General features: G+C 71.2%; 33 protein-coding genes. 30 read left to right on the forward strand and 3 right to left on the reverse strand.

Translation table 11 applies throughout. The features are described 5' to 3' along the window. Positions 1-137 precede the first annotated feature (137 nt). Both NT8_RS11345 and NT8_RS29300 read right to left on the reverse strand, forming a co-directional pair. The gene (locus NT8_RS11345) at positions 138-1526 is read right to left on the reverse strand and encodes a tyrosine-type recombinase/integrase (protein WP_084468837.1); all 1389 of its coding nucleotides are present in this window, start codon (positions 1524-1526) and stop codon (positions 138-140) included. Further along, positions 1523-2599 carry a helix-turn-helix domain-containing protein gene (locus tag NT8_RS29300; protein WP_157515689.1) on the reverse strand — a complete coding sequence of 359 codons (1077 nt, stop codon included), beginning with the start codon at positions 2597-2599 and terminating at the stop codon, positions 1523-1525. The genes NT8_RS11345 and NT8_RS29300 overlap by 4 nt, the downstream gene beginning before the upstream one ends. 322 nt (positions 2600-2921) lie before the next feature. Here NT8_RS29300 and NT8_RS11355 point away from each other — a divergent pair, with 322 nt between their 5' ends. The 14 genes from NT8_RS11355 to NT8_RS11420 all read left to right on the forward strand — a co-directional run bounded on the left by NT8_RS11355 (position 2922) and on the right by NT8_RS11420 (position 11715). After that, entirely contained in the window at positions 2922-3179 is a 258-nt protein-coding gene (locus NT8_RS11355) for a helix-turn-helix transcriptional regulator (protein ID WP_067967453.1), read from the forward strand. A gap of 109 nt (positions 3180-3288) precedes the next feature. Beyond that, the gene (locus NT8_RS11360) at positions 3289-3663 is read left to right on the forward strand and encodes a hypothetical protein (RefSeq protein ID WP_067967456.1); all 375 of its coding nucleotides are present in this window, start codon (positions 3289-3291) and stop codon (positions 3661-3663) included. Continuing rightward, a complete protein-coding gene (locus tag NT8_RS11365; RefSeq protein WP_067967459.1) occupies positions 3660-4481 on the forward strand; it encodes a hypothetical protein in 822 nt (273 codons plus the stop codon). Before NT8_RS11360 ends, NT8_RS11365 begins: the two co-directional genes overlap by 4 nt. Further along, positions 4478-5227: a hypothetical protein gene (locus tag NT8_RS11370; RefSeq protein WP_067967462.1), complete on the forward strand. Its 750-nt coding sequence runs from the start codon at positions 4478-4480 to the stop codon at positions 5225-5227. Before NT8_RS11365 ends, NT8_RS11370 begins: the two co-directional genes overlap by 4 nt. A gap of 87 nt (positions 5228-5314) precedes the next feature. Continuing rightward, the gene (locus NT8_RS11375; RefSeq protein ID WP_067967466.1) at positions 5315-5623 is read left to right on the forward strand and encodes a hypothetical protein; all 309 of its coding nucleotides are present in this window, start codon (positions 5315-5317) and stop codon (positions 5621-5623) included. Then, positions 5620-6513, forward strand: a complete 894-nt coding sequence (locus NT8_RS11380; protein WP_067967473.1) for a bifunctional DNA primase/polymerase — start codon at positions 5620-5622, stop codon at positions 6511-6513. Before NT8_RS11375 ends, NT8_RS11380 begins: the two co-directional genes overlap by 4 nt. Further along, the gene (locus tag NT8_RS11385; RefSeq protein WP_067967481.1) at positions 6510-8156 is read left to right on the forward strand and encodes a hypothetical protein; all 1647 of its coding nucleotides are present in this window, start codon (positions 6510-6512) and stop codon (positions 8154-8156) included. Before NT8_RS11380 ends, NT8_RS11385 begins: the two co-directional genes overlap by 4 nt. Positions 8157-8564: 408 nt before the next feature. Then, positions 8565-9011 (forward strand): hypothetical protein, encoded by a 447-nt coding sequence (locus NT8_RS11390; RefSeq protein ID WP_067967482.1) that lies wholly within the window; start codon positions 8565-8567, stop codon positions 9009-9011. Then, positions 9008-9235, forward strand: coding sequence for a hypothetical protein (locus NT8_RS30320; RefSeq protein ID WP_067967484.1), 228 nt, complete (start codon positions 9008-9010; stop codon positions 9233-9235). The genes NT8_RS11390 and NT8_RS30320 overlap by 4 nt, the downstream gene beginning before the upstream one ends. Then, the gene (locus NT8_RS11400; RefSeq protein ID WP_067967488.1) at positions 9232-9588 is read left to right on the forward strand and encodes a hypothetical protein; all 357 of its coding nucleotides are present in this window, start codon (positions 9232-9234) and stop codon (positions 9586-9588) included. The genes NT8_RS30320 and NT8_RS11400 overlap by 4 nt, the downstream gene beginning before the upstream one ends. A 66-nt stretch (positions 9589-9654) precedes the next feature. Next, positions 9655-9846: a hypothetical protein gene (locus NT8_RS11405; RefSeq protein ID WP_067967490.1), complete on the forward strand. Its 192-nt coding sequence runs from the start codon at positions 9655-9657 to the stop codon at positions 9844-9846. Beyond that, positions 9843-10133, forward strand: coding sequence for a hypothetical protein (locus NT8_RS11410; protein ID WP_067967493.1), 291 nt, complete (start codon positions 9843-9845; stop codon positions 10131-10133). The genes NT8_RS11405 and NT8_RS11410 overlap by 4 nt, the downstream gene beginning before the upstream one ends. A gap of 397 nt (positions 10134-10530) precedes the next feature. Next, positions 10531-11337: a hypothetical protein gene (locus tag NT8_RS11415; RefSeq protein WP_067967495.1), complete on the forward strand. Its 807-nt coding sequence runs from the start codon at positions 10531-10533 to the stop codon at positions 11335-11337. 144 nt (positions 11338-11481) lie between these two features. Next, entirely contained in the window at positions 11482-11715 is a 234-nt protein-coding gene (locus NT8_RS11420; RefSeq protein WP_157515693.1) for a hypothetical protein, read from the forward strand. A gap of 196 nt (positions 11716-11911) precedes the next feature. On the opposite strand, the gene NT8_RS30275 is transcribed toward NT8_RS11420, so the two are convergent. After that, complete coding sequence (locus NT8_RS30275) at positions 11912-12238, reverse strand: hypothetical protein (protein WP_067967499.1); 327 nt, start codon at positions 12236-12238, stop codon at positions 11912-11914. 277 nt (positions 12239-12515) lie between these two features. Between NT8_RS30275 and NT8_RS31460 the strand changes: the two genes are divergently transcribed. From NT8_RS31460 to NT8_RS11495, 16 genes are all read left to right on the forward strand, one after another. Then, positions 12516-12695 (forward strand): HNH endonuclease, encoded by a 180-nt coding sequence (locus NT8_RS31460; protein ID WP_369406295.1) that lies wholly within the window; start codon positions 12516-12518, stop codon positions 12693-12695. Positions 12696-12882: 187 nt separating this feature from the next. Then, positions 12883-13323 (forward strand): phage terminase small subunit, encoded by a 441-nt coding sequence (locus NT8_RS11430; protein ID WP_067967502.1) that lies wholly within the window; start codon positions 12883-12885, stop codon positions 13321-13323. A gap of 108 nt (positions 13324-13431) precedes the next feature. After that, positions 13432-15030, forward strand: a complete 1599-nt coding sequence (locus NT8_RS11435; RefSeq protein WP_067967505.1) for a hypothetical protein — start codon at positions 13432-13434, stop codon at positions 15028-15030. Continuing rightward, a complete protein-coding gene (locus tag NT8_RS11440; protein WP_067967508.1) occupies positions 15027-15212 on the forward strand; it encodes a hypothetical protein in 186 nt (61 codons plus the stop codon). The genes NT8_RS11435 and NT8_RS11440 overlap by 4 nt, the downstream gene beginning before the upstream one ends. Next, positions 15212-16570 carry a phage portal protein gene (locus tag NT8_RS11445; RefSeq protein ID WP_067967510.1) on the forward strand — a complete coding sequence of 453 codons (1359 nt, stop codon included), beginning with the start codon at positions 15212-15214 and terminating at the stop codon, positions 16568-16570. The genes NT8_RS11440 and NT8_RS11445 overlap by 1 nt, the downstream gene beginning before the upstream one ends. After that, entirely contained in the window at positions 16567-17316 is a 750-nt protein-coding gene (locus NT8_RS11450) for an HK97 family phage prohead protease (protein WP_067967513.1), read from the forward strand. The genes NT8_RS11445 and NT8_RS11450 overlap by 4 nt, the downstream gene beginning before the upstream one ends. Further along, positions 17313-18743 (forward strand): phage major capsid protein, encoded by a 1431-nt coding sequence (locus NT8_RS11455; RefSeq protein ID WP_067967516.1) that lies wholly within the window; start codon positions 17313-17315, stop codon positions 18741-18743. The genes NT8_RS11450 and NT8_RS11455 overlap by 4 nt, the downstream gene beginning before the upstream one ends. Positions 18744-18814: 71 nt before the next feature. Next, the gene (locus NT8_RS11460) at positions 18815-18994 is read left to right on the forward strand and encodes a hypothetical protein (RefSeq protein ID WP_067967519.1); all 180 of its coding nucleotides are present in this window, start codon (positions 18815-18817) and stop codon (positions 18992-18994) included. Further along, positions 18991-19518: a head-tail connector protein gene (locus tag NT8_RS11465; protein ID WP_067967522.1), complete on the forward strand. Its 528-nt coding sequence runs from the start codon at positions 18991-18993 to the stop codon at positions 19516-19518. Before NT8_RS11460 ends, NT8_RS11465 begins: the two co-directional genes overlap by 4 nt. Positions 19519-19521: 3 nt before the next feature. Beyond that, positions 19522-19971 (forward strand): hypothetical protein, encoded by a 450-nt coding sequence (locus NT8_RS11470; protein ID WP_067967525.1) that lies wholly within the window; start codon positions 19522-19524, stop codon positions 19969-19971. Beyond that, a complete protein-coding gene (locus tag NT8_RS11475; RefSeq protein WP_157515695.1) occupies positions 19968-20390 on the forward strand; it encodes an HK97 gp10 family phage protein in 423 nt (140 codons plus the stop codon). The genes NT8_RS11470 and NT8_RS11475 overlap by 4 nt, the downstream gene beginning before the upstream one ends. Positions 20391-20400: 10 nt before the next feature. Beyond that, positions 20401-20577, forward strand: a complete 177-nt coding sequence (locus NT8_RS29305; RefSeq protein ID WP_157515697.1) for a hypothetical protein — start codon at positions 20401-20403, stop codon at positions 20575-20577. Next, positions 20564-21055 carry a phage tail tube protein gene (locus tag NT8_RS11480; RefSeq protein WP_067967531.1) on the forward strand — a complete coding sequence of 164 codons (492 nt, stop codon included), beginning with the start codon at positions 20564-20566 and terminating at the stop codon, positions 21053-21055. Before NT8_RS29305 ends, NT8_RS11480 begins: the two co-directional genes overlap by 14 nt. After that, a complete protein-coding gene (locus tag NT8_RS11485) occupies positions 21055-21549 on the forward strand; it encodes a hypothetical protein (protein ID WP_067967533.1) in 495 nt (164 codons plus the stop codon). The genes NT8_RS11480 and NT8_RS11485 overlap by 1 nt, the downstream gene beginning before the upstream one ends. A 101-nt stretch (positions 21550-21650) precedes the next feature. Beyond that, a complete protein-coding gene (locus tag NT8_RS11490) occupies positions 21651-21872 on the forward strand; it encodes a hypothetical protein (RefSeq protein WP_067967536.1) in 222 nt (73 codons plus the stop codon). A gap of 12 nt (positions 21873-21884) precedes the next feature. Beyond that, positions 21885-25301 carry a phage tail tape measure protein gene (locus NT8_RS11495; RefSeq protein ID WP_067967539.1) on the forward strand — a complete coding sequence of 1139 codons (3417 nt, stop codon included), beginning with the start codon at positions 21885-21887 and terminating at the stop codon, positions 25299-25301. Positions 25302-25307 lie beyond the last annotated feature (6 nt).

Below are 25307 nucleotides of genomic sequence, written 5' to 3' on the forward strand. Positions count from 1 at the left end.
GGGGTTTACGCCCCTCGCGAGTTCAAATCTCGCATCCTCCGCAGGTAGACCAGGGTCCGTCGCACAGCGGCGGACCTTCGTCGTTGGTCGTAGGTGGCTGTGTGAGGCCAATGTGAGTCCAAACGGTCGGGGGCGAGTCACACTGCGCTCCCCCGCGCCGACCTCGGGATGATGGCGGCGGTCGCCTCGGCGGCCGCCGCCGCGACTTCGGGGATCACCGAAGTGTAGGTGTCGGCCGTGAAGCTGTACCGGCTGTGGCCCAGCGTCTCCGAAACCACCTTCATGTCCACCCCGGCCGACAGCGCGAACGTCGCCGCACAGTGCCGGAGGTCATGGAAGCGGATCGGCGGAAGGCCGGCCGCCTTCACCAGCGTGGCGAACCGCTGGCTCAGGTACTCGTCCCGCAGCGGCGACCCCTCCGCCCGGGTGAACACCAGCCCCGAGTCCACCCAGGCGTCGCCCGCCAGCAGCCGCTCGGCGTTCTGCGTCGCCCGCCACTTCTTCAGCAGCCTGATGTTCTCGGCGTCCAGGGCGAACGTGCGCACCGACTTCTCCGACTTCGGCCCCTCGTCGTCCTCCTCCGGCCCGGCCAGCACGCTCATGGTCTTCGCGCCGTCCAGGTCGGTGTCGGCCCACGCGGCCGAGCACACCTCGCCGCGGCGCAGGCCCCGGGTCGTCACGAGGTGGAACAGGGGGTACAGCCGCTCGCCGGTGGACTCGGCGTAGTCGAGGAACGCACCGGCCTGCGCCGGCGCCCACACCATGACGCTCGCCGGCTTCTTCCCGGTCTGCTCCCATCGGGCGACGCGTTCGGCCGTCCACACCAGGGGCCGCGACTTCTTGACCCGGTCCAGCTCCACGAACGCGGCCGGGCTCACCGTGATCAGCTTCTTCTTCACCGCGGCGTTCAGCGCGGAGGACGCCACCGCGTGGATGCGGCGGATGCGCGCCGGCGACAGCGGCCGCTTGCGCTTCAGCCCCGGCTTCTCCCCCTCGGCCAGCTTCCGCTTCGGCGCGAGCGCACGCGCGGCGAGGAGGCGCCGCAGCATCTCGGAGGGGGCCTGGTCCTCGGTCGGCCGGTTGATCTGCTTCATGGCCGCGTACAGGGCCGTCAGGTGGTGGTCGCGCAGGTCGACCAGCTTCAGGTGGCCCAGGGCGGGGATGTAGTACAGCTCGATGGCTTCGGTGTAGGACTCCAGGGTGGACTGCTTGAGGCCCTTCTTGCCCTTCACCCACTCGCGCAGGTACGCGGCGACGGTGAGCGCGCGGTCGGGGACGAACCCGATCTCGCCGACCTCGTTGACGGCCTTGGCGATCCCGCGCAGGGCCTCGGTCTTGGTGGTGTAGGGGCCGATCCAGGGGCGGCGGCGCTTGCCGTCGGGGCCGGTGGGGGCGGTGTAGCGGCCCCACCAGGCGCCGTGGTCGCGCTTCTTGAGCAGCGGGCAGTCCTTGCCGAGCTGCTTGCCGGTGTCGGGGTGCCGGCAGGCGCAGCGCTTCACCACCTGCCCGGTACTAGGACGGCTCATGCGTCCTCCTCTCCATCAAATGGGTCGTAGTCGTCCGTTTCTTCCGCCGAGAAGACGTCGTTCGGAGAAAACATCTGATAGGCGTTTTTCACGATCTTACCGAGCTCGTCGCTGTCAATCGGCTTGCCATCGAGTTGGTAGACAATATAGTAACCAATGTAGGTGGCCATATGTGCTTTGATGACAGCCTTGTAGGAATCGACGCTCCCGGGTTTCGAGCCTCGCTCTTGGACGGTCATAAGGACGTGCTGGATCCCGTGCGGCTCCTGGGGAGAGAACTTGGCGTAGTCGGCTACGTCACCACGCGCCAACACCTGTTGGATACTGATCGGCAACCGCCTGAAGGCTTGCGCCGCACGCCCATCGGAACTCAACGATTCGATCCGTTCAGCTAGATCCTTCTGCTGACCCTCAAGGCGCTTGATCGTGTCCACTAGATGGCCGGTCTCGTTAACAGCCCCCGCCACAGCGGGCAGCCTGGCCCTTTTGCCGAAGATCACAGGGTGCTCTACAAGAGGGTTGGGCCACTCGTCAGCGGGGTCCCATCCTTGATCTCGGAACCAATCCCTGAGCAGGTCGTCTTCCTCGAGGATATCTAGATTCGGAGCCAACCCACCAATAAGTTGCCTGAGGGGACCTTTATAGTCTTCTTCGAGCTCGAATCCCAATGAGTTGCTTTGATGTGCAGCAAGTGACGTGACGTACGAACGCCAGATATCGGCGATTTTTCGGGCGCCCTTCGGGTTTTCGTTTTGCATGGAACGAAACACCGAAAAAATAGCCCGAACAATATCCGCCGGAATAAGCCACACTTCACGCTGCCGAAGCGCAAGTTCGTCGTCGGTCCAATGATCGTAGCTGGCCAGCGTGACGAAACCCGATGGGTTGGCACCCAGCGATGCAGCCACGTTCTGGAGCGTGGCGCTATGGACGGCTCCATATGTGCTTCGCTCTAGATTCGAAATCGTATTCCTGCTTACGCGGGCACACCAGGCCAAATCTGCCTGGCTTGCCTTGATGGCATCGCGTCGTTGCGCGACGAGCGCTGCCACATTCGGCGCTTGATTCGCCATGTCTCCTCCTGTGCTCAATGTCTGTCGGCTGGCGTCAAGCACCAGTGTCCAACGACTGCCAATGCTTGTCAATGCTGTGCAAACATAGTCACCCACGCTGGGGCTGTAGGATCATACGAACTTGCACATCCTGTGCGCTTCGGGGCAACCACTTGGAACAAGCGGTGGTAATGTGCAGCTAGTTGAAGGTGTGGTCGCGCTCTCACCGTGACGCACTGGTTTGCCCACGAAAAAGGGCCAGCAGGGAGCTCTCACCTTCCCCGCTGACCCGATGCACACCGCTCGATACCAGCACTGCCAAGTAACTGATCGGAGCACGAGCATGCCTCTCCAGGCTAGCGGAGACACCAAACCGCACTCGCCGGAATCCCCCGATGCCGCTGGTCACGACGATGACCGGCTCCTCCTACTCCCCGAGGTCGCCGAGATGATGCGCACCTCCGAGGACAGCCTGCGCTGGCTCCGCCACCAGGGGCGCGCCCCGTTCCTCTTCCGGCTCGGGCGCCGCGTCGTTGCCTACCGCAGCGAAGTGCGCGCTTACATCGAGCAGCAGCGCGCCGCCGACCGCGCCTCCGCGTAGAGCGCTTCCGCTCCGCCGCGCACCGTCTCGGCCTCCTGAGCCGACCCCGCCGACGCCCATGCCCCGACGTCGGTCCCTCGCGCATACCTGATTCCAGGGGGACCCCTTCATGTCCCAGAACACGGCCGCCGCACCGGCCACCACCGACACCACCGTCCGCGACGCCTTCACCTGGTACGAGGAGACCAACTCCCTCGGGGACACCCGGTACGTCGCCGACCTCGGCACCATCCGCCGCATCCCCGCCCGCATCGAGTACACCACCGGCTTGCTCGGGTGGAGGAACGGCAACGTGGGCCTCTCCCGCTGGCCCAGCGCCGACGGCGACGGCTACGACACCCGCATCACCGTGTTCGTGAACACCCTCGACGCCGACCTCGCCGAGGTCATGGACGAGGTCAGCCGCGAGCTGGACCAGATCTTCGGCATCGACCTGTTCGGCCGCATGGGCCTAGGCCCCACCACCCCGGAGGTGGCCCGATGACCGCCGTCGCTGAACTCGCGCTCACCGAGTCGCGGACCCTGCGCACCCAGTACGCCGACCGCACCGACGTCCTCGACAAGGTCAAGACGCTCGCCATGGCCGGCGACACCGGCTACGCCTTCACCGCGCACGTCGCCGACTACTTCGACGTCACCGAGGAAGCGATCGACCAGATCGTCAAGCGCAACCGCGCCGAGCTGGAGGAGAACGGCTACGAGGCCGTGACCAGGGCGAAGCTTGAGGGTGTCACGAGCGACACCCTCAACCTCAGCCCCAAGGCCCGGCGGGTCGCCGTCTTCCGCCGCCGCACCGTGCTGAACCTCGCGATGCTGATGGACGGCAACGACGTCGCCCGCCAGGTCCGCACCTACCTCCTCGACGTCGAGGAGGCCGCCACCCCCGAGCAGAAGCTCGACGCCCTCGCCGCGCGCACCGCCACCCAGCTCGAAGCCCTCGGCGTCGCCAAGAAGTACGGCCTCGTCAACGACTCCTACCTCGAAGGCGTCTCCCGCACCCTCTTGGCCCGCATGACCGGTGAGGAACCCCAGCTCGACCCCGCCGACATCACCATCACCTGCCACGAGTACCTCGCGGAGAAGGGCCTTAAGGGCGCCGACCTCCGGTCCGCGCGGGTGAAGCTCGGCAAGGCCGTCGCCGCCCTCTACCGGGCGCGATACGGCACAGAGCCGCAGGAGATTCCGCGGCTTGTCGAGGGCATCCACATCGGCGTGAAGGTCTACACGCGCCGCGACATCGACCTGTTCGACACGGCGTGGGCCGAGGTCTCCCGCCACTACACCCCGGCGGTGACCCGATGAGCAACAGCATCATGAAGCCCTCCCTCCACACCCCGTTCGCCAACGCGCTCGTCGCCAAGCACGACGGCCTGCTGTGCGACGACGGGCCCGAGGAGCAGGCCGCCCGCGTGGTTGCCGCCCTCGAACGGGTCAGCGCCGTCACCCCCTTCGCCCCGATGGCCGAGCACCTCGCGGTCGACCTGGCCGGGTTCGGTGAAGTGCCCATCGTCTACGTCACCGAGGACGAGGACTACCTGCTCCTCTCCGACGCCGCCGACGCCCTCGGCTGGCCCCTGCACAAGGCCCACGCCTGGGCCCGCCACATGCACGACTACGCCATCAGGGACCAGCGCGAGGCCGACGAAGCCCGTGGCGACGGGCGCATCGGCTGGGACCGTCTCCTCGACTACGTCGACCTTGGGCTGAACCTCATCGAGGACGACCCTGGGGCCAAGCCCGACGCCGGCGGACGCCGGTGGGCGCACGCCGGGGACTGGCTGATCTCCAAGGACCGGGTTCCGCACCTGCTCGTGAACAGCCCGTGGGGCAAGGAGTTCGTGGACAACTCGCTGCCCGCGTTCGGGCACGCGATGCGGAAGGTGTGGGGCGACAAACTCCGGTCCGTCCCCACCCTCGGCGAAGACGGCACCCCCACCGGCGGCAACGCCTACGACGACCTCTTCTCCACGGACGGGTTGACCGAAGAGGAAGCCCTGCGGCGGGCCCGCCGCGGCCCCGCCCTCGGCGACGACGAGCCCCCCGGCTGACCCGGTCGGCCGGACCCGTTCCTCCAGTGCTGGAGGAACGAGTCCGGCCCCCGCACCGCCGACCACCACGACCACCGGGGGGAAACCATGACCACGATCCGGCTCCGCGGCCGCATCGACATCCGCACCACCCGCACCACCCTCACCCGCGCCGACGCCCAACACGCCTGGGCCACCACCGGCGACATCCCCGCCGGCTGCCCCATCGACATCCACGTCCACGGCGTCCTCCACGACATCGAACCCGGCGCCCTCGACCCCCTCGGCACCTGGCTCGCCGACGCCCCCGAAGTCGTCCTGCACACCGGCGGCGGCGAACCCAACGCCCTCCACCGCGCCGTCCAGCACGCCATCGACACCGAGAACCGGGTCCGCACCGCCGGCGGTGCCGCGTGATCACCGCCGACACCACCCGCGAGGAAGCCGCCGAGATCTACACCCAGGTCTGCAAGATGCCGATCTTCGTGCTGAGCCCCACCAAGTCGCCGGTCGCCAACTGCGACGAGTGCAGCCAGAAGGGGCACCACGACACCCCCGAGGAGATGGACGAGTGCCCGTGCCTGGCCTGCCACGGGTTCCACGCGGCGACCACCGACCTCGACCGCGTCTTGGAGATGCTGGACCGCTACCCCGACGGGCTCCTCGCCGGCCGCATGGGCGTCGTGTCCGGTCTCGTGTGCATCGACTTCGACCCGCCCGCCGGGCTGCCCACCATGCGCGACCTCATGGAGCGCGGCCTCCTCCGCGAGACCCGCGCCCAGTTCACCGGGCGCGAGGGCGGCATCCACATGTTCTACAAGCACCCCGGCGGCTACATCACCTCGCGCTCCGGCGGCGCCGGGACCGGAGTCGACGTCAAGGGCGACGGCGGATACGTCGTCCTCGCCCCCAGCGTCCACCCCAAGACCGGCCGCCGCTACCGGTGGCGGTACGACTGGGCGTCCGCGCCGTGCGACGAACTCCACCCCGGCCTCCTCGACATCATCCGCCCGCCGGAGGCACCCCGACGCCGCTCCTTCGACCGGACGATCACGCCCCGCGGCCACACCCGCATGGTCGGCCTCGTGCGCACCGTCATGGAAGCACCTCCGGGACAGTCCAACTCCGCCCTGTACTGGGCGTCGTGCCGCGCCGGTGAGCTCGTCGCCCGCGGCGAAGTGACCGCGCACCAGGCTCACGCCGCCCTCTTCGAAGCCGCCCTCCAGCGCGGCATCCCCGAGCGCGAGGCCGGCGCGACCCCCGACAACGGCGTCATCAGCCAGGGACTCCGGCGGGGGCAGCGTTGACCGACATCGCGCCCGCAGACATCGTCGCCGACGCCGGGATCATGCCGCCCGTCAGCATCGACGTCACGCTGGAACCCCACGCCATCCTCAACATCACCGACGCGATCAACGCCGACGCCATCCCGCAGACCTACGTCCGCAACGGCCGTCTCGTCACGATCTCCGAGGTCTCCGGCGACGTCCTCGCCGACCAGCCGCACGCCGTGCCGCTGCGCGTCGCCGAGATCACCGCCGACGGGCTGCGGCGGCTCCTCGCCCGGCACACCGACACCCACAAGATCGTGCGCAAGAAGGACCGCAAGACAGGGGAGGAGCAGATCGGCACGGTCCCAGTCAGCCCGGCCGTCAGCACCGCCAAGGCCGTGCTTTCCGAGACCCACTGGCCCAAGGTGCGGCCCCTGCTGAACGTCGTCCACGCCCCCGTGTTCCGGCCGGACGGCACGATCCTCCAGGACCCCGGCTACGACGAGGCCACCCGCCTCTACTACGCGCCGATCCGCAACGTCCCGCGGGTGCCCGACGTCCCCGACGTGGTCGACGTCGACAAGGCACGCCGGTTCCTCCTCAACTACGTGCTCGGCGACATGCCGTGGGCCGACGGCGCGTCCTGCGCCAACTTCGTCGGCCTGCTCATGACGCCCATGCTGCGCCCGTTCATCAAGGGGCTGTCCCCCCTCGGCGCCATCGACGCCCGCGCCCCCGGGTCCGGCAAGACCCTGCTCACCGACATCGTCGGGCACCTCTACGGGGCGACCTCGCGGTCATGGGTCAGCGACGACGGCGAGCTGCGCAAGGCGATCACGGCGACCCTCCAGGGCACCAGCGAACCCGTGGTGGTCCTGGACAACGTCGGCGAGCGCGACCAGGTCGACCAACCGACGCTCGCCAAGCTGCTGACCGGCGCCACCTGGAACGACCGCGAACTCGGGTCGTCCCGCCAGGTCGACGCGCTCAACGACCGGCTGTGGCTCGTCACCGGAAACAACATCAGCTTCGGCGGCGACATCCCCTCGCGCACCGTCCTGGTGTCCCTGGACCCCAAGGTCCCCGACCCCGACAAGCGGTCCGGGTTCCGCATCCCCGACCTGAACACGTGGCTGGAGGACGAGGCCAACCAGGTCGAACTCCTCTACCACCTGCTCGTCCTCGCACGCGCCTGGGTTGTCGCCGGCGCCCCCGCCGCCGACCGGACCATGCGGAACTTCCGCCGCTGGGCGCGCGCCATGGCCGGGTTCACCCAGTACCACGAGATCCCCGGCTTCATGACGAACACCGACGCGTTGGCCGGGCACGACGAGGAGGGCGCCATCTGGTCGGCGTTCCTGGCGGCCTGGCACGACGAGTTCAACGACACCCCCAAGCGCGCGAGCGAGCTGCTGAAGACCTCCGAGTTGCAGCCGACCAGCAGCGGCTTCCACGACCCGTGGGACGGCGCCTTCCTCACTCGCGCTGACGGCGGAAGGCTCACGTCCAAGGGGCTTGGCGCCATGCTCAAGTCGAAGATGGGGCGCTTCTTCGGCGAGTACGTCATCCGCGGGATCTACGACAAGAAGAAGAAGGTCTGGCGGTTCCACGTCGACCGCGTCGAGCGTCGTGAGGCTGCGGTCGACGGTGGCGAGGGCGGCGCGCATGACCGCGCGTGAGCCCTCCGGCGGGGAGTGGCGGGTAGTGGTCCCCGCTAGTACCCGCCGGGGGTCGATTCCCCAGTACAGGCCGACGTTCGCGGCTCTTCCGTCGAGCGAGTCGGCGGGTAGTAGGCGGACTCCGCCCGATCTAGTACCCGCCCGTGTTTGCCCAGCTCAAAGCACCTCCGTTAGGGGTTGGCGGGTAGTGGCGGGTACTAAATCGCTCTTCCAGCCGAACGCGCTACGAAACAACCCCCATGTGTTCCGCAATCCGGAATTGAGCGCCCTCTTTTCACGTATAGGCGGCGGGAACCGGCGAAAACTACCCGCCACTACCCGCCACTACCCGCCAATTCGGCAACACCGCAGGTCAACGCTCCAGGTGACATCTCCCCGAACCGCAGCTACTACCCGCCGAGGTGAACCATGACCCACCCGACGCACACCGCCGACCAGCTCGCCGCCGCCATCCGCGACGCCGCCTCCGTCATCACCACCGCCGCCCGCGAACGCTCCACCCCCGTCCTCGACTCCTCCGGCCTGCCCTGGATCGAAGCCCAGTGCGCCCAGCTCCGCGACGCCTACCTCACCGGCCACGCCCGCGAATGCGCCCACATCGCCCGCACCACCTCGCCCACCGTCATGTACGCCGCCGCCTGGCGCCCGGGACACCTCTACTGCGCCCCCTGCGCCGCCGTCGCGTTCCTCGACGCCACCGAGGACAACACCTGCGACCGCTGCCGCCGCACCACCGAGGACATCACCACCGGCTCCGTGTGCTTCGGGCCCGTCGTCTTCGCCTTCGGCCTCTGCCCGCCCTGCGCCGACGAGACCGGCGTCGCGAACGCCCCGGCCAAGAGCCCCCGGCGATGACCGCGTCGAACCGCGAGCTGGCGGCCGCGGCCGCCGAGGTGGCCGACGCCTCCGGGCGCGGCCTCACCCGACGCGCCGCCGGCTCCGCCCTCGCCGCCCTCACCACCACCCGCACCCCCGCCGCCGCCCGCAAGGTGCTCCGCTCCGCCCGCCTGGACGACGACGTCCGCGCCGCCGCCCTCGACCTCATCGACCAGCTCACCACCACCAAGGAGACCTCATGAGCTTCGACAGCCACCGCGACAGCCTGTACGCGAAGTTCCACTTCCTCGCCGATGACTACTCCGACGTTTCCGTCCGCGGCTACCTCAAGTACCACCCCGACATCGTCAACTTCCGCCTGGCGCCGATCGAGGCGATGACCCGCAAGGTCCGGGAGTTCGTCACCCGCGAGAAGGCCGACGGGTCGTGGGGCGGGTCGCTGACCTACGACAAGGCCGCCCGGGCGGTCATGGAAGAGGACGAGCAGTTCATGGCTCACGAGTGCGACTGCCCGTTCTGCCCGCGGGCGGCCGCCGACCCGGCCTACATCGACCCGGTCGTCCCCGTCGACACCTTCGACGGCCCCACGACCTGACACCCAGCCCCGCCCGCCTCGGCCGGCGGGCGGGGCGTTCCAGATGAAACAGACCGAGGAGACCGCATGACCATCACCGCCCGCCCCGCCGGAACCCCGCCGCGCGCCACCTGCCGCATGACCGACCGGCTCGGCGACCGCTGCACTGGCGAAGCCCTCGACCCCGACCCCAAGACCATCCAGATCTGCCAGCGGCACGCCGGCGAGGTCATGGTCCTCATCAACGACCGCCTCACCACCACCCGGAGGACCCGATGACCGCCCAGGCCGTCGCCGACCTGCTCCAGGCCGCCACCACCATCGTCATCCTGACCGCCCTGATCGGCCTCACCTGGAGCCTGTTCTCCGACCCCGCGGCGGCCCGCCGCCGCGACCGCGCGACCGCCGCGCTCCGCGAAGAGCTGGCCTACACCCGCGGCCGCGCCGAAGCGACCCGGGAGACCCTGGCCATCCTGGAGCTCATCGCCCGCGGTGAGCACGACCAAGCGGCCGCCCTCGCCCGCGAGCACCACGCCAACGCCCTGGCCCGCATGGGGAAGAAGTGACCGCCCCGACGGCGGGCGCCGAACTGAGCGACTTTGTAAGTCCCTTCGGGGGACGTACAAACCTGGGGCTCAGCTCCCGGGCCATCGCCGCAGCGACCGGCCTCAGCCAGCCGACGGTGAGCCGCGATCTCCCACGTGCTCCAGATGAATCACCTGCGCCGGTGACCGGCAACAGCCGCGAGACCGTCCGAAGGGATCTCGCTACTGCCCCAGATGTGTCAGTAGGCGAAGTGCAGGGCGTCAACGGCAAGACCTACGCCGCGTCCCGGCCAAACCTCGGCGTCGGCCCTCCGGTGGCTGGGCCGCCACCGCCGTGAACTGACCTCGACCGCCCGCCCGGGGTGTCCGCCCGCCCGGACACCCCGGCCACCACCACCGCACAACCCCGGGGGACCCGATGACCGACCTCGTCCGCACCGCCGGCCGCGCCGACTCCAGCCTGCGCCAGCTCGACCGCCGCCTGGCCGCGCTCCGCGCCGCCCTGCACGCCGGAGACCGGCTCCCCCGGCACGTGCCCCGCCTCTCCCCGGAGCAGGCCGCCGACCGGGCCGCGGCGATCCGCGCCGACCGGTGGGGCATCAAGGTCATGGCCACCCTCGGCCGGACCCCCCTCGGCGCGTCCCCCGCGCCGCTCGACGTCGGCCTCCTCGACCTCCTCGGCGCGCTCGACACCGACCTCGGCGAGCTGGAGGCGGCCGTCCGTGACGCCGTCGCGCCGGACGTGCGGCCCGCACCCCCCGCCGACCGGTGCGCGGCGCTGCTCCGACTCCTGCCGCTCGTCGCCGCGCGCGACGAGGTGCTACTGGCGCACGTCGCCCGCGAGGCCACCCGGCTGGCGCGGACCGCCGGCCGCGCCACCGGCGAGGCCGAAGCCGTCGAGCGCGTCCCCGGCCGCTGCCCGTCCTGCGACGCCCCCTCGCTCCTGCTGCGCACCGCCACCGACCTGATCTCCTGCACCAACCCCGCATGCGGCGCCGGATGGCCCCGCCACCGCTGGCCCGACCTCTCCGGCATCGTCGTCACCGTCCCCGAGGCCGCGGCCGCCGCCCGCGTCGCCACGACCACCGTCTACTCCTGGATGCGCCGCGGGTGGCTGACCGCCGTCGGTGAGGACCCGATCCGGGTGCGGCTGGTCGACGTTTACGCTGCCGAGGCGGGTCGCCGCGTGCATTGGAAGCAGCGGGAAGCGGGTGCTACGATCTAGCTGCATACCCGATCTGCGCCCATTCGGCGTGCCCAAGGCCCGGTTGAGCTTCGCTCCCGGGCCTTCGTCGTGCCTGGAGTTTCCGCAGCTCAGGATCATATTGACCCCGGGGTGCATATGGTCGGCGCCCCTCGAACGTGCTTGGTGGCGCCGAGACCCCGCGCCGCCGAGCACCTCACCCCCACGCCCGGAGAAGCCATGCCCCTCTTCACCGTCCTCTTCGACAACGGTCGCGAGGAACACGTCACCGCCAAGTACTTCCACCTCACCGACCAGGACGACTACGTGTTCTTCTCCAGCGAGGACAACCCCGAGTTCACCGCCCCCCGCCGGAACGTCCTCCACATCCGTCGCACGCCTGAACGCGACAGCGACTAACGCCCACTACGGGCCCATAGACCCCCTTCCGGGGGAGCGTGAGTGGTGATGCAGGGGGCCGGCCGCGGCCGGGAACCTCGGCCGGCCCCCACCACCCCATGAAGCTTCCCGGCGCCGGGAAGCTTCCGCCCCCCACCCCGGACACCCCTGGCGCGGCCCGCCCCTCCAATGGCGATGGACCGGGCCGGCCAGGGGCCTACCCCGCGTACCCCAACTCCTCCAGCACCGCCTCCTGCTCGCCCTCCCGCTCCGGGCACACGTGCTCCACGTTCACCCGCCGCAGCGCGATGTGCTCATCGGCGTCCGCGTTGTCCAGCGCCACCCCCGTCGCCAACGCCAGCTCCTCCTCCGACGACGCGCAGTGCTCCTCGGCCAGGTCCCGCACCGTCTCCCAGCGGGAGTCCTCTACCTCCTCCACCCCCAGCACCTCGGCCACATCAGCACGATGGGCGTCCTCGTCGTAGCCCGCGCCACAACCGGACAGCAGGGCCAGGCCGAACACGGCGGGCAGCAGGTAACGCATGGGGGCTCCGATCTCCAGGGGATGAGGGTGAGGGTACGCACCCCGCCCCCACCCCACCAGGTACTGGCCACACCAGGCCGACCAGCCAGCGCGCACCGCGCGTGCCCACCGTGTGAGGTGACCCGTGCCCCGACGCCCGTGCCTGGACTGCGGCACCCTCACCCGCACCACCCGCTGCCCTGCCTGCACCGGTGTGCAGCAGCGTGCCCGCGACCAGCTCCGAGGATCGTCGGCCGCGCGCGGACTCGGCGCCGACCACCGACGCGTGCGCGCCATCGTGCTGGCCGGCGACCCGCCCTGCCACTGGTGCGGTGCCCCTGCCACCACTGCCGACCACCTGGTGCCGAGGTCGCTCGGTGGAACGAACACTCTCGACAATTACGTTCCGTCATGTTCGCCGTGTAACTCAGCGCGAGCAGCGAATCCGCACTGGATACCGCCGAACCAGCGCACATAAAGATGTTTTCGCAGGTCAAAGCCATATCCGGTGGGTAGGGGGGCGCCTCCCCGTCGAGAAACTCCAGGGGCCCTGATTGACCCGCTCCCGACCCGGCTCGATTTCTGTACGGGTTCAAAGGCACTCAGGGTCACCCCCCGACCCCCGGTTTGGTCACGTTCCGTTATGTCTTTTGGAGGTGGTGGCGATGCGCGGTGGTGCGCGGGTGAACTCCGGGCCGCTGCCCAAGGACGCGGCGTCGCGGCGGCGCCGCAACGCCGGCCCGTCGATGGTCGAGCTGCCCCGTGACGGCCGCCAGGGCGACGCCCCGGACTGGCCGCTGCCGGGTACCCCGGACGAGGCGGTGGCGGTGGTCTGGGACGCGCTGTGGGCCAAGCCGCAGGCCGCGGCGTGGGAGTCCGGCGGGTTCGAGCACGTGGTGGCCCGGTTGGCGCTGCTGACCGTGGCGGCGCTGTCGGACGAGGCGTCGGCCGCGGTGCTCGGCGAGGTCCGCCAGCTCGAAGACCGGCTGGGGCTGAACCCGGCGGCGCTGCAGCGGCTGCGGTGGAAGCTCGCCGAGGCCGAGGAGGAGGCCGCCGAGGTGGTGCCGATCGCGCCCCGCGAGCGCCGGGTGAAGGCGGTGGAGTGATGCTGGCCGACCAGATCATCGACTGGCTGGAAACCTGCGGTGTCCGCTTGAGCGGTGAGCAGAAGCGCGCCGTGCGCGAGCTGTACACCACCGAGCGGGGGTGATCCGGTGCCGTGGCGTGGCCCGCAGGAGCGCGGCGAGTACCCCACCCTCGGCTACGTCGTCGGGGACTGGATCGAGGAGAACCTGATCGTCCCCGACGGCCCGAAGATGGGCGAGCCCTACCTGCTCACCGACGAGATGTGGCAGTGGGTCCTCCGCTACTACCGGCTCCACCCCCACGCGGTGGAGGACATGGGGTCGGAGGCGTTCGTCCACTACGGCGGGTTGCTGGTGCGCCCGCAGAAGTGGGGCAAGGACCCGTTGGCGGCCGCGCAGATCTGCGCGCACGCCCTGGGCCCGACCGAGTTCGCAGGGTGGGACGCCGCAGGGGAGCCCGTCGGGCGGTCGCATCCCTCACCGTGGATTCAGTGCGTGGCCACCGCGGAGGATCAGACGGCGAACACGTTCAACCCGCTGGTGACGATGCTGCGCGACGGCCCCCTGGCCGACACCCCGGGCCTGGACGTTGGTGAGACGCGGGTGAAGCTGCCCGGGATCGGGTGGATCGAGCCCGCGACCTCCTCCGGCCGGGCCCGGCTCGGCGCCCGGCTGACGTTCGCGACGTTCACCGAGTCGCACCTGATGATCGAGTCCAACGGCGGGGTGCTGCTCGCCAAGAACATGAAGCGCAACCTGTCCGGCATGGGCGGCCGGTGGGTCGAGATCACCAACGCCTGGGACCCCGGCGAGCACTCCGTGGCGCAGCGCACCGCCTCCTCCGCGGTGCCGGGCGTCCTGGTCGACTACCGCCGGCCCCGCACCCGCGTGGACCTGGAGGACGAGGCCGCGGTCAAGGACGAGATCCGCTACATCTACGGCGACTCGATGGCCTCGCGCGGCGGCTGGGTGCGCGAGGGCCGCATCATCGCCGAGATCAACGACCCGGCGACGGGCGAGAACGAGGCCCGCCGCTACTACCTCAACTCCACCGAGTCCGGCACCACGGACGCGATACGCGCGGAGCGGTGGGCGGCGCTTGCCCGCCTCGGCGCGCTGCTGGAGCCGGGCGAGAAGATCGCGCTGGGGTTCGACGGTTCTCGGTCGCGCGACGCCACCTCGCTGGTGGCCTGCCGCATCTCCGACGGCCGCCTGTTCCCGCTGCACACCTGGGAGTGGGACGGCACCCCGGAGTGGAGGGTTCCGCGCCGCGAGGTCGACCAGGCCGTCCGCGACGCGATGGCCGGCTACCAGGTCGGCTACCTGTTCGCCGACCCCTACCGGTGGCAGGACTACCTGGATGCGTGGGAGCGCGACTTCGGGGACCGGATCGTGGAGTTTCCCACCACCACCGAGCGGCGCATGGACGCCGCGATCGAACGGGTCCTCACCGCGGTGGCCGACGACGAGGACCCGCTGACGCACAACGGCGACGAGACCCTGGCCCGGCACGTGTCCAACGCGGTGCTGGCCAAGGGCAAAAAGAAGCCGCCGCGCGACGACGAGGGCACCGGGCTGCCGGAGTACTACATGCGGGTCGTGAAGAAGAAGGACGGGCACTGGATCGACGCCTTCGTCGCGGCGATCCTCGCCTACGAGGCGCGCGGCCGCTCGATCGAGGACGACCCGTTCGTGGAGGAGGTCGAGCCGTGGCTGGAGTTCCTGTGAGACCGCGCGCCCGCCGGGTGGTGCAGGTCGGCGTGGCCTACGCGCTCGCGCTGCTCGCCGTGGCGGTCGGGGTGGGCATCGAGTTCGGCCCCGGGTGGGCGCTCATCGCCGGCGGGGTGCTCACCGGCGGGTCCGTGGCGGTGCTGGTCGACGTCGATAAACCGGCAGGAGGTGGCGGCTGATGGCGACGCTGTTCCAGCGGGCCCTGCGCGGCCTGCTGCAGGACTGGTCGGGCGGGGTGATCGACCCCCCGTCCGGGTGGGTGGCGCCGATGGCCGGGCCGATCAACGGCCGGGAAGAGGCGGCGCCCGGCACGTTTCAGGCAGCCGTCGAAGGCGCCTACCGCCGCAACGGCATCATCTTCGCGTGCAACCTCGCGCGGCTGATGGTCTTCACTGAGGCCCGGTTCGCGTTCCGGCAGCGCCGCGGCGGCCGACCCGGGGACCTGGTCGACGGCCCCGGGCTGCGGCTGCTGGACGCCCCGTGGCCGGGTGAGGCGACCGCCGGGATGCTGGCGCGGATGATCCAGGACGTCGACATGGTCGGCAACGCCTTCGTCGTGAACCGCGGCGACCGGCTGCGGCGGCTTCGTCCGGACTGGGTCACGATCGTCACCGGGTCGGAGCTGGAGCCGGAGCTGGCCGGAGATGCCCTCGATGGCGAGCTGCTCGGCTACATCTACCACCCGCGCGGGCCGAGTTCAGCGGGTGACGAACACTTCCTCATGCCGGAGGAGGTGGCGCACTTCGCGCCGATCCCCGACCCGGTGTTCTCCCACCGCGGCATGAGCTGGTTGACGCCGATCGCCCGCGAGCTGGCCGCCGACCAGGCCGCCACGATCCACAAGGGCAAGTTCTTCGAGAACGGGGCCAGTGGCGGCATCGCCATCACCCTGGACTCCTCGGTCAGCCCCGAGATGTTCCAGAAGTTCAAGGCCAAGTTCGATGAGTCCTACGCCGGGGTGTCCAACGCCTACCGGACCATGATCATGGGCGGCGGCGCGCAGATCCACAACATCGGCGCGAACCTGCAGCAGCTCAGCTTCGCGGCCACACAGGGCGCCGGGGAGACCCGCATCGCCGCGGCCGCCGGTGTCCCCCCGGTGATCGCGGGGTTCAGCGAGGGCCTGCACGCCGCGACCTACAGCAACTACAGCCAGGCGCGCCGGAGATTCGCGGACGGCACGATCCGTCCGCTGTGGCGGGCGGCCGCGCAGGCGCTGGCCACGATCATCGACGTCCCCGACGGTCACGAGCTCTGGTACGACGACCGCGACATCGCGTTCCTGCGGGAGGACCGCAAGGACTCCAGCGCGATCCAGTCCGCCCAGGCGCAGACGATCCGCACCCTGGTCGACGCGGGCTACACCCCGGAGACCGCGATCCGCGCCGTGACGAGCGAGAACTTCCGCGAGCTGCAGCACTCGGGGTTGTACAGCGTGCAGCTCCAACCCCCCAACCCCCGCGGCGCCGAGGACGGCACCGCCGAGGGCGAACCGCCGGCCGACGGCGGCGACGAGGAGCAGGAGGACGGACCATGATGTTCACCAGGTCGTTCCCGCTGGAGGACATGAAGGTCGCCTCCACCGACGGGCGCACCGTCGAGGCCTACGCCGCGGTGTTCGACACCCCGACCGAGATCCGCGACCGCGATGGCCACTACCTGGAGACCATCTCGCGGACCGCGTTCGACAAGACGATCCGCGAGCGCGGGCCCGCCGGGTTCGGCGTGTTCTACCACCACGGCATGACCTTGGGTGGCACCCCGTCGGAGCGCGGGTCGGTGCCCATCGCCACGTCGTTGGAGGTCCGCGCCGACGCCCGCGGGGTGTTCACCCGCGCCCGCTACCACAAGACGCCGTTGGCCGAGGAGGTCCTGGAGGCGATCCGCGAGGGCAGCATCACCGGGCAGTCGTTCTCCGGCCGGTTCCTGCAGTCCTCCCCGGCCCGGGTGCCCCGCGCCCGCGCCGGCGGCGAGCTGCCGACCGTGGTCCGGACCGAGATCGCGATGCGCGAGTACGGGCCCACCCCCACCCCCGCCTACGCGGCCGCTGAGATCGTCGGCGTCCGCGCCCTGGTCGACAGCATCGGCCACCTGACCGAGGAGGAGCGCGCCGATCTGGTGCGCGCACTGACCACGCCCACCACCCCCGCGGGGGCCGGAGGCGACACCGACACCCCCCAGGAGGGGGCCGTCCCGGACGAGCCGGCGGAGAGCCACTCGGGTCCGTCCCTGACCCGCGCGCGTGCGCGGGCACGCCTACTGAAGATGGGAGTCCTCCTGTGAACCGCTTGCAGGAGATCGACCAGCGGCTGGACGCGATCCGCGCGGAGCTGCTGGAGCTGGCCGAGACCGACCTGGACGAGACCCAGGCTGCCCGGTTCGATGAGCTGGAGACCGAGCACGCCGCCCTGGAAGAGGAGCGGGTGCCGCTGGCCAAGCGCGCCGCGACCGTGGAGCGCATGCGCGCCTCGCTGACCGCGGGCGGGGAGCGCGCCACCGAGGCCGGCGGCATCGACGTGCACGTGCGTACCGACCGCACGCCCTATGACGACCTCGACCAGGTCCGCTCCGGTACGGTGGCGCTGGCCGACGTGCGGGCGCGGGCGCTGGACGCGATCGAGCAGGCGCCGGCCTACGTGGCCGATGAGCACCGGGAGCGCGCCACCCGCCTGGTGGAGCGCTCCGACCGGCACGGCCGCATCGCCCGGCACATGCTGCTCACCGGGTCGCCGGACTACGAGGACGCGTTCGAGCAGGTGCTGTCCGGTGTGCAGCCGTGGCAGTTGCAGGGGCGGGCGGCCGAGGCGATGCGCCTGGCCGCCGAGCACCAGCGCGCCATCAACATCGGCACCGACAGCGCGGGCGGGTTCCTGGTGCCGTTCCACCTGGACCCGACCATCATCATGACCAGCGCTGGGACGACCAACCCGTTCCGGCAGATCGCCCGGCAGGTGTCCATCACGACCGACACCTGGCGCGGCATCACCTCGGCCGGGGTGACCACGGAGTGGCTGGCCGAATCCCAGGAGGTCGGCGAGCACAACCCGACCCTGGGCCGCCCGGAGATCCCCGTCCACAAGGCCGGGTCGTACCTCGAGGCCACGTTCGAGGTCGTCCAGGACACCACGATCGCCTCGCAGGTCGGCATGCTCTTGGCCGAGGCCAAAGACGACGAAGAGGCCCGCGTGTTCGCGGTCGGCTCCGGGACCGGGCGCCCGCGCGGCGTGGTCACCGCGGTCGCCGCCACCCCCGCCTCGGTGGTGTCCACGGCCGCCGCCGGCGCCTACGCCGTCGGCGACGTCTACGCCCTGCGGGGCGCCCTGCCGCCGCGCCACCGCGCCAACGCGTCCTGGGTCGCCTCGGACATGACGTACCTGCTGACCCGCCAGTTCGCGACCGGCTCCGGCCCCCAGCACGCGTTCTGGGCCGACCTGGGCATGGGCACCCCGTCGCTGCTGCTCGGCCGCCCCACCTACGAGTCGTCGGAGATGGCCGACGCGGTGGCCGCCGGTGCGAACCTGCTGCTGGTCGGCGACTTCCAGAAGTACCTGATCGTGGACCGGATCGGTATGACCGTGCAGTTCGAGCCGCTGGTCAAGGGCCCGAACCAGCGCCCCACCGGTGAGGTCGGCTGGTTCGCGCACTGGCGGGTCGGCGGCGACGTCCTCGACGCCAACGCGTTCCGCCTGCTGCAGGTCGACGCGCCCTGATTCGCCCCTGACCACCCCTCGAAGGGGCGGCCCAAAGTGGGGCCGCCCCTTCTCCTATGGAAGGAGGCGCCGTGCGCGCACGCGAGACCTTCGCCGTCGGCCAGCGGGTCGTGGCCGCCGGCCAGGAGCTGGCCGACGACGACCCGATCGTCACCGGCCACCCCCAGTTCTTCGAGACCGCCACCCCCGCCGCCGGAGCCCCGGAGCCCCGGGCCAAGCGGCGCCGGCCGCGCGGCGAGGACCCGGAGTGATCACCACCGAGGCGGCCCCGTTCATCACGGTGGCCGACGCCAAGAAGCACCTCAACAAGGTGAACGCGGCCAGCGACGAGGAGATCGAGGGGTTCGTCGCCGCGGCGTGCGCCATGGTGGTCGACCGCATCGGCCAGGTGTCCCGGGTGACCGCCGCCGAGACCGTGACCGTGCGCGCCGGGCGCGCGCTCCTCACCCACCGGCCCGTCCTGGAGGTCACCACCCCCGGATGGACGGTCGTCAACCGCGAGGGCATCGCCGCGAACCCGTCGGCCTCCGGCGAGGTCGAGCTGGTCTATGCGGCCGGCCGCGAACCGGTGCCCGCCAACGTGCGCCTGGCCGCGCTGGAGCTGGTCGCGCACCTGTGGCGCAACTCCCAGAACGGGTCCAGCGGCGGCGGGCGGCCGGTGGTGGGCGGCGCGGACTCCACCGTGGTCCCCGGCACCGCCTACTCCATGCCCTACCGGGTGCGCGAGCTGCTGGGCCTGGGCAAGGCGATGCGCGACGAACCGCTGGTGGGGTGAGCCGTGATCTCGACCATCCCCGCCGCCATGGCGGCGCTGACCGCCACCCTGCAGGCCGCGCCCGGCCTGGCCGGCGTCCAGGTACTGCAGGGCCCGCCCACCACCAACATCGAGCCGGACGCGGTCCTCGTCGGGTTCACCGGCGACGTCTCGGAGGGGGCGATCCGCTCCACCCGGCTCACCGCCGACCTCGGCGGGCGCCGCGACCAGGAGACCTACCAGGTCACCACCATGGTGTCCTCCTTCAGCGGTGACACCGAGATGGACGCGCGCATGGAGCGCACCTGCGCCATGGTCGCCGAGATCGACCGCGTCCTGTCGGCCGACCGCAAACTGGGCGGGGCGGTCGCCCAGGCCCGCGTGGTCGAGGTCAACCTGGGCCAGGTCCAGACCACCGACGGTGCCGAGTGCAATGCCCAGGTCATCATCGAGATCCGGGCGTGGGCGCGATGACCGATGTGCGCTACGGCATCGCCGAGTTCCGCCGCGACCTCGGCCAGATCCCCAAGGAGCTGCAGACGCAGCTCCGCCCCGCGCTGCGCGAGGCCGCCCGCCCGGTGCTGGCCGACGCGCGGCGCCGCGCCTCCTGGTCCACCCGCATCCCCGGCGCCATGCGCATCGCCACCCGGTTCGGCCGCCGCGGCGGGGTGTCGGTGGCGGTGTCGCGCACCCGGGCGCCGCACGCCCGCGCCTGGGAGGACATCACCAACCGCGGCCAGGTCCGCCACCCCGTGTTCGGCAACCGCCAGGTGTGGGCCTCGCACCGGCCGCGCCCGTTCCTGTCCCCGGCCGCGTTCGCCAACGCCGACCGGGTGCAGCGGCGGGTCGCCGACACCGTCATCTACACGGCCCGTCTGCACGGATTCCGATGAGGAGCAGCCCATGAAGCCCCGTGTCCCCACGGTGAAGATCCGCCACCCCAAGCTCGCCGTCACCGTCGAGGTGCCCGAGAGCGCCGTGCCCTACCACGAGCGGGCGGGGTGGGAGCGCGTGCCCGCCGAGCCCGTCCGCCGCACCGTGACCATCAAGAAGGAGGCCGCCGAGAATGGCCGCGACTGACATCGCCCCCGTCACCCGCTACTTCAACCCCGCGATCACCCGCGTCCTGTACGTGCTGACGATCGCGAGCAAGGCCGCCCCGACCCGTGTCGAGCTGGACGCCGGCACCGACCTGTCCAACGAGATCGCGGAGCTGTCGGGGTTCCAGGTCACCTCCGGGCAGATCCCGACGCCCGACCTCGGCCGGCGGTTCACCAGCTCCATCCCGGGCCGCACCTCCGCCGACGACTCCTCGATCACGTTCTACGCCGACGAGGCCGGCGAGGACGTCCGGTCGCTGCTGCCGCGCGACACCGAGGGGTTCATCGTCATCATGGACGGCGGCGACGTCACCGGCCAGCCGATGGACGTCTACCCCATCCGGGTGGCCTCGGTCGGCAAGATGCGGTCGGTGGGCGATGAGGCGGCCCGGCTGCAGATCCAGTTCTCCATCACCTCGGAGCCCGCCGAGGACGTCGCGATCCCGACGGCCGCCTGATGGGGGCACGCGACCGGCTGCGGGCGCGCAAGCGCCCGCACGCCAACTACCGGTTCCAGGTGGAGGACCCCACCAGTGCGGAGAAGGCGCTGGCGGTGGTCCAGGAGCAGTACCGGGCGGCGCTGCTGAAGGCCAAGGACGGCGAGCGCGACGCCGACGTCAAGCGCCTGGCGAAGAAGGTCGAGGCCGCCCGCGAGAAGGTCGACGCCTGCTTCGAGGAGATCACGCTGCGCGCGATGGCCCCGAAGGACCTGGAGGCGCTGATCGCCGCGCACCCGCCGCGCAAGGACCACGAGGACGACGACGCGTGGAACACCGAGACGTTCCCCCGCGCCCTGTTCCTGGAGTGCGTGGAGGGTGTCGCCGACATGTCGGCGGCCGACTGGGAGGCGTTCCTGGACGAGAACTGCTCGGAGGGCGAGCGCGGCGAGCTGCTGCTGACGGCCCAAGTCGTCAACGTGCGCGCGCCCGGGTCCCAGGTCCCAAAAGGCTAGACGGCGACCCGGGGCTGGCCCTGGAGATCGAGGTCGCCCGCTACTACCGCATCCCGCACAGCCAGTTCCTGGAGTGGGACGACGACGACCGCGAGAAGGCGATGTGGTCGCACCTGCGTGAACGGGACCGGTGCCCCGGGTGCGGGACCCGGCACGCCGAATGGTCGGAGGCCGAGGGCGGGTCGCGGCGCGCCTACACCGCCGAGATCCAGCGGTGCCTGGGGTGCGAGCAGATCGAGCAGCGCCGCGACTCCCTCAAGCGCGAGGACGACCTGGGCAAGGGCGTCCACATCGTGCTGCAGCGCAACCCGCAACGACAGTGAAGGGGGTGGGGTGTGGCTCGCGCGAACGCCGACCTGTCGGTCACCCTGGATGCGAACACCCGCGCGTTCGAGCGCGCCATCAACACCTCTCGCCGCAACCTGGAGGGCCTGGAGCGCGGCGTGAAGTCCGCCCAGTCGTCGGCGGCCGTGTTCGAGCGGGAGCTGCGCAAGGCCGAGGCCGCCGAGGCGCGGCTGGCGCGTGAGGCCGAGGCCGCCCAGGAGCGGCGCGCCGCGGCCTGGGAGTCCGCCGGCACGGCCATCACGGCGACCTCGGCCGCCATCAGCGCGGGGATCGGGCTGGCGGGGCGCGCGGCCGCGCAGTGGGAGTCGGACTGGACCGGCGTCGCCAAGGTGCTGGACGGCACCCCGGAGCAGATGCGGGTGCTGGAGGGCCAGATCCGCGACCTGGCGAACGTGCTGCCCGCCACCCACACCGAGATCGCGGCCACCGCCGCGGCGGCCGCGCAGCTCGGGGTGGCCCGCGAGTACCTGGTGGGGTTCACCGCGACCGCCATCGCGCTGGGCGTCACCACCGACCTCGCCGCCGAAGAGGCCGCGATGGGTCTGGCCCGGCTGTCCACCGTCATGGGTATCTCCCACGCCGACATCAGCCGCATGGGCTCCTCGATCGTGGAGTTGGGCAACAACTTCGCCGCCACCGAGTCGGAGATCCTGGCGATGAGCCTGCGCCTGTCCGGCGCGGGCAACCAGATCGGTCTGACCGCCGGGGAGACGATGGGCCTGGCCACCGGCCTGACGGCCGTCGGTATCCAGGCCGAGCTGGGCGGCGGTGCCTTCAGCCGCAGCCTGGGCCGGATGCAGTCCGCGGTGATGGCCGGCGGCGACCGGCTGCGCGGGTTCGCCCGGGTCGCCGGCATGTCGGCCGAGGAGTTCGCGACCGCGTTCGAGACCCGCCCCAACGAGGCCATCGTCGCGTTCCTGCGCGGCCTGGACCAGGTCAACTCCTCCGGCGGCGACGTGTACGCCACCCTGGCCAACCTGGGGCTGACCGGCACCGAGATCGCCGACGTCATGACCCGCGCCTCGGCTGCCTGGGAGACCGTCAACCAGGCCATGGCCACCGGCAACACCGGGTTCGAGGAGAACACCGCCCTCATCGAGGAGGCGGTCGCCCGCTACTCCACCGTCGACTCCCAGCTCCAGCTCACCCGCAACTCGGTGAACAACCTCGGCATCGCCCTGGGCGAGTCGCTGCTGCCCGCGATGAACAGCGTCCTGTCCCACACCACCGCCTGGACCAACGCCATGGCCGACTCCAGCGACCCGCTGCTCAGCATCGCCTCGGGGTCGGCCGCCGCGGTCGGCGGGGTGGGGCTGCTCACCGGCGCCGTCGTCCTCGGGCTTCCGCGGCTGATGGAGTTCCACAGCGCCCTGTCCGACATGGGGCCGCGCGGCGCCCGCGCCGCCTCCGCCCTGTCGAGCGCGGCCGGCGTCCTCGGCGGGCCGTGGGGGCTGGCCATCGGCGCCGGCCTGGTGGCGCTGACCCTGTGGATCGACAAGCAGGCCATGGCCGAGCAGCGCACCCGCGACTTCACCAACGCACTGCGCCAGGACGCCGGGGAGATGGGCGCCAACACCAACCAGGTGGTGGCCAACCTCATCGCCAAGGAAGACCTCATCGCCAAGGCCGAGGAGTTCGGCATCTCCTCCGACACCCTGGTCAAGGCCATGCTCGGCGAGGAGGAGGCGCTGCGGCTGGTCGAGGCCGCCCTGGAGGACGAGAACACCGCCTACATCCGGGCCGCCGACGGCGGCACCGCCGCCTCCAACGCGCGCGCCGAGGCCGCGCGGACGCTGCAGGAGGAGGTGCTGGGCACCAACGAGGCACTGTCGGAGGCCCAGGCCCAGCACGCCACCGAGGCCGAGGTGCTGGCGGTCGCCGCCGAGACCACCCAGGGCGCGGCCGCCGCGACCAACGAACTCGGCCTGGCCACCCAGGGGCTCGGCGCCGATCTGGGGATGGCCGCCCAGCAGGCGGTCGACCTGAAAGCCGCCCTGGAGGCGCTGACCCAGACCAACGTGGACGCCGCGGTCGCCGAGTACGACTTCGCCCAGGCCGTGCGCGACGCCGAGGCGGCCGCCGCCGAGAACGGCGCCACGCTGGACATCAACACCGACGCCGGCAACCGCAACCACGACGCCCTGGTCCGGCTCCGCGACCAGACGTTCCAACTGGTGCAGGCCAAGTACGACGAGACCGGGTCGGTGGACATCGCCACCGCCGCCCACGAGCGGGGCCGCAAGAAGTTCATCGAGGTCGCCCGCCAGATGGGCTTGACGGAGCGGCAGGCCGAGAAGCTCGCTGACGAGTACCTGGGCCTTGAGGGCGACGTCACCATGGCCATCGGGGTGACCGCTCGCGGCACGTGGACGGTGTCGGAGTCCGGGCAGGTCATCGACCCCTCAGGTCGGGGCACGAACATGGCGTTCGCCACCGGCGGCCCGGTGTTCGGTGAGGGCACCGAGACCTCCGACTCGATCCCGGCGCTGCTGTCGAACAACGAACACGTCTGGACCGCGCGCGAGGTCAGGGCGGCGGGCGGGCACGGCGCCGTCGAGGCGCTGCGCCGCCAAGCCCTCGCCGGCGGGCACACCTACGCCAAGGGCGGGTCCGTGCGGCACTCGCGCGGCACCGGCGACCACGTGTGGGACCAGGTCAACGACCACCGCGAAGACGTCCGCCTCGAAGTCCAAGAGATGATCAAGGCCAACCTGGACGGCATCGCCGGCGAGGTCGGGACGAAGATCCGCAAGATGATGTCGCAGGGCGGCACCGGGGCGCTGGCCCGCGCCGTCGCCCAGAAGGGCGTCCCCTACTCCTGGGGCGGCGGCGGCCCCGCCGGTCCGGGCCGCGGGTTCGGCCGCGGCGCCGGCTACGTCGGCTTCGACTGCTCCAGCCTGATGCAGTACGCGTGGTGGCCGTGGGTGCGGTTGCCCCGCGTCACCTACGACCAGATCCGCTCCGGCATCCCGGTCAGCCGCGGGTCCGAACGCCCCGGCGACCTCGTGTTCCCGCACAAGGGCCACGTGGCCATGTACGCCGGCGGCGGGAGGCTGTTCCACACCTTCCGCACGGGCGACGTGGCCGGGTACCGCACCATGTACCCCTCGCCGCTGGCGATCCGCCGACCGATCCCTGGCCGGGCCAAGGGCGGGTTCGCCTCCGGCTGGACCGTGGTGGGTGAGCAGGGGCCCGAGCTGGCCCGGTTCACGAGCCCGGCGCGGATCTACTCCACGCAGGAGTCGGCGCGGGTGCTTGCGGGCGCCTCCACGGGGGCGGCTGCGGCGGCCCCGGTGGAGCACGTGGAGTACCACGTCCACCACGTGCCGGGCTATTCGACGGTGCAGGACCTGCAGTACGCCGATGAGCGGCGCCAGCGCACGGCCCGGGTGGGCCGGCCGAGGTAGAGGAGG

It is taken from the genome of Nocardiopsis trehalosi NBRC 14201, assembly GCF_001552555.1.
Classification (GTDB): domain Bacteria; phylum Actinomycetota; class Actinomycetes; order Streptosporangiales; family Streptosporangiaceae; genus Nocardiopsis_B; species Nocardiopsis_B trehalosi.

Excerpts from the sequence above, each read along its gene's own strand:
- NT8_RS11345 (WP_084468837.1), bottom strand. The coding sequence starts at position 1,526 with ATGAGCCGTCCTAGTACCGGGCAGGTGGTGAAGCGCTGCGCCTGCCGG.
- NT8_RS29300 (WP_157515689.1), bottom strand. The coding sequence starts at position 2,599 with ATGGCGAATCAAGCGCCGAATGTGGCAGCGCTCGTCGCGCAACGACGC.
- NT8_RS11355 (WP_067967453.1), top strand. The coding sequence starts at position 2,922 with ATGCCTCTCCAGGCTAGCGGAGACACCAAACCGCACTCGCCGGAATCC.
- NT8_RS11360 (WP_067967456.1), top strand. The coding sequence starts at position 3,289 with ATGTCCCAGAACACGGCCGCCGCACCGGCCACCACCGACACCACCGTC.
- NT8_RS11365 (WP_067967459.1), top strand. The coding sequence starts at position 3,660 with ATGACCGCCGTCGCTGAACTCGCGCTCACCGAGTCGCGGACCCTGCGC.
- NT8_RS11370 (WP_067967462.1), top strand. The coding sequence starts at position 4,478 with ATGAGCAACAGCATCATGAAGCCCTCCCTCCACACCCCGTTCGCCAAC.
- NT8_RS11375 (WP_067967466.1), top strand. The coding sequence starts at position 5,315 with ATGACCACGATCCGGCTCCGCGGCCGCATCGACATCCGCACCACCCGC.
- NT8_RS11390 (WP_067967482.1), top strand. The coding sequence starts at position 8,565 with ATGACCCACCCGACGCACACCGCCGACCAGCTCGCCGCCGCCATCCGC.
- NT8_RS30320 (WP_067967484.1), top strand. The coding sequence starts at position 9,008 with ATGACCGCGTCGAACCGCGAGCTGGCGGCCGCGGCCGCCGAGGTGGCC.
- NT8_RS11400 (WP_067967488.1), top strand. The coding sequence starts at position 9,232 with ATGAGCTTCGACAGCCACCGCGACAGCCTGTACGCGAAGTTCCACTTC.
- NT8_RS11405 (WP_067967490.1), top strand. The coding sequence starts at position 9,655 with ATGACCATCACCGCCCGCCCCGCCGGAACCCCGCCGCGCGCCACCTGC.
- NT8_RS11410 (WP_067967493.1), top strand. The coding sequence starts at position 9,843 with ATGACCGCCCAGGCCGTCGCCGACCTGCTCCAGGCCGCCACCACCATC.
- NT8_RS11415 (WP_067967495.1), top strand. The coding sequence starts at position 10,531 with ATGACCGACCTCGTCCGCACCGCCGGCCGCGCCGACTCCAGCCTGCGC.
- NT8_RS30275 (WP_067967499.1), bottom strand. The coding sequence starts at position 12,238 with ATGCGTTACCTGCTGCCCGCCGTGTTCGGCCTGGCCCTGCTGTCCGGT.
- NT8_RS11430 (WP_067967502.1), top strand. The coding sequence starts at position 12,883 with ATGCGCGGTGGTGCGCGGGTGAACTCCGGGCCGCTGCCCAAGGACGCG.
- NT8_RS11445 (WP_067967510.1), top strand. The coding sequence starts at position 15,212 with ATGGCGACGCTGTTCCAGCGGGCCCTGCGCGGCCTGCTGCAGGACTGG.
- NT8_RS11450 (WP_067967513.1), top strand. The coding sequence starts at position 16,567 with ATGATGTTCACCAGGTCGTTCCCGCTGGAGGACATGAAGGTCGCCTCC.
- NT8_RS11475 (WP_157515695.1), top strand. The coding sequence starts at position 19,968 with ATGACCGATGTGCGCTACGGCATCGCCGAGTTCCGCCGCGACCTCGGC.
- NT8_RS29305 (WP_157515697.1), top strand. The coding sequence starts at position 20,401 with ATGAAGCCCCGTGTCCCCACGGTGAAGATCCGCCACCCCAAGCTCGCC.
- NT8_RS11480 (WP_067967531.1), top strand. The coding sequence starts at position 20,564 with ATGGCCGCGACTGACATCGCCCCCGTCACCCGCTACTTCAACCCCGCG.
- NT8_RS11485 (WP_067967533.1), top strand. The coding sequence starts at position 21,055 with ATGGGGGCACGCGACCGGCTGCGGGCGCGCAAGCGCCCGCACGCCAAC.
- NT8_RS11490 (WP_067967536.1), top strand. The coding sequence starts at position 21,651 with ATGTGGTCGCACCTGCGTGAACGGGACCGGTGCCCCGGGTGCGGGACC.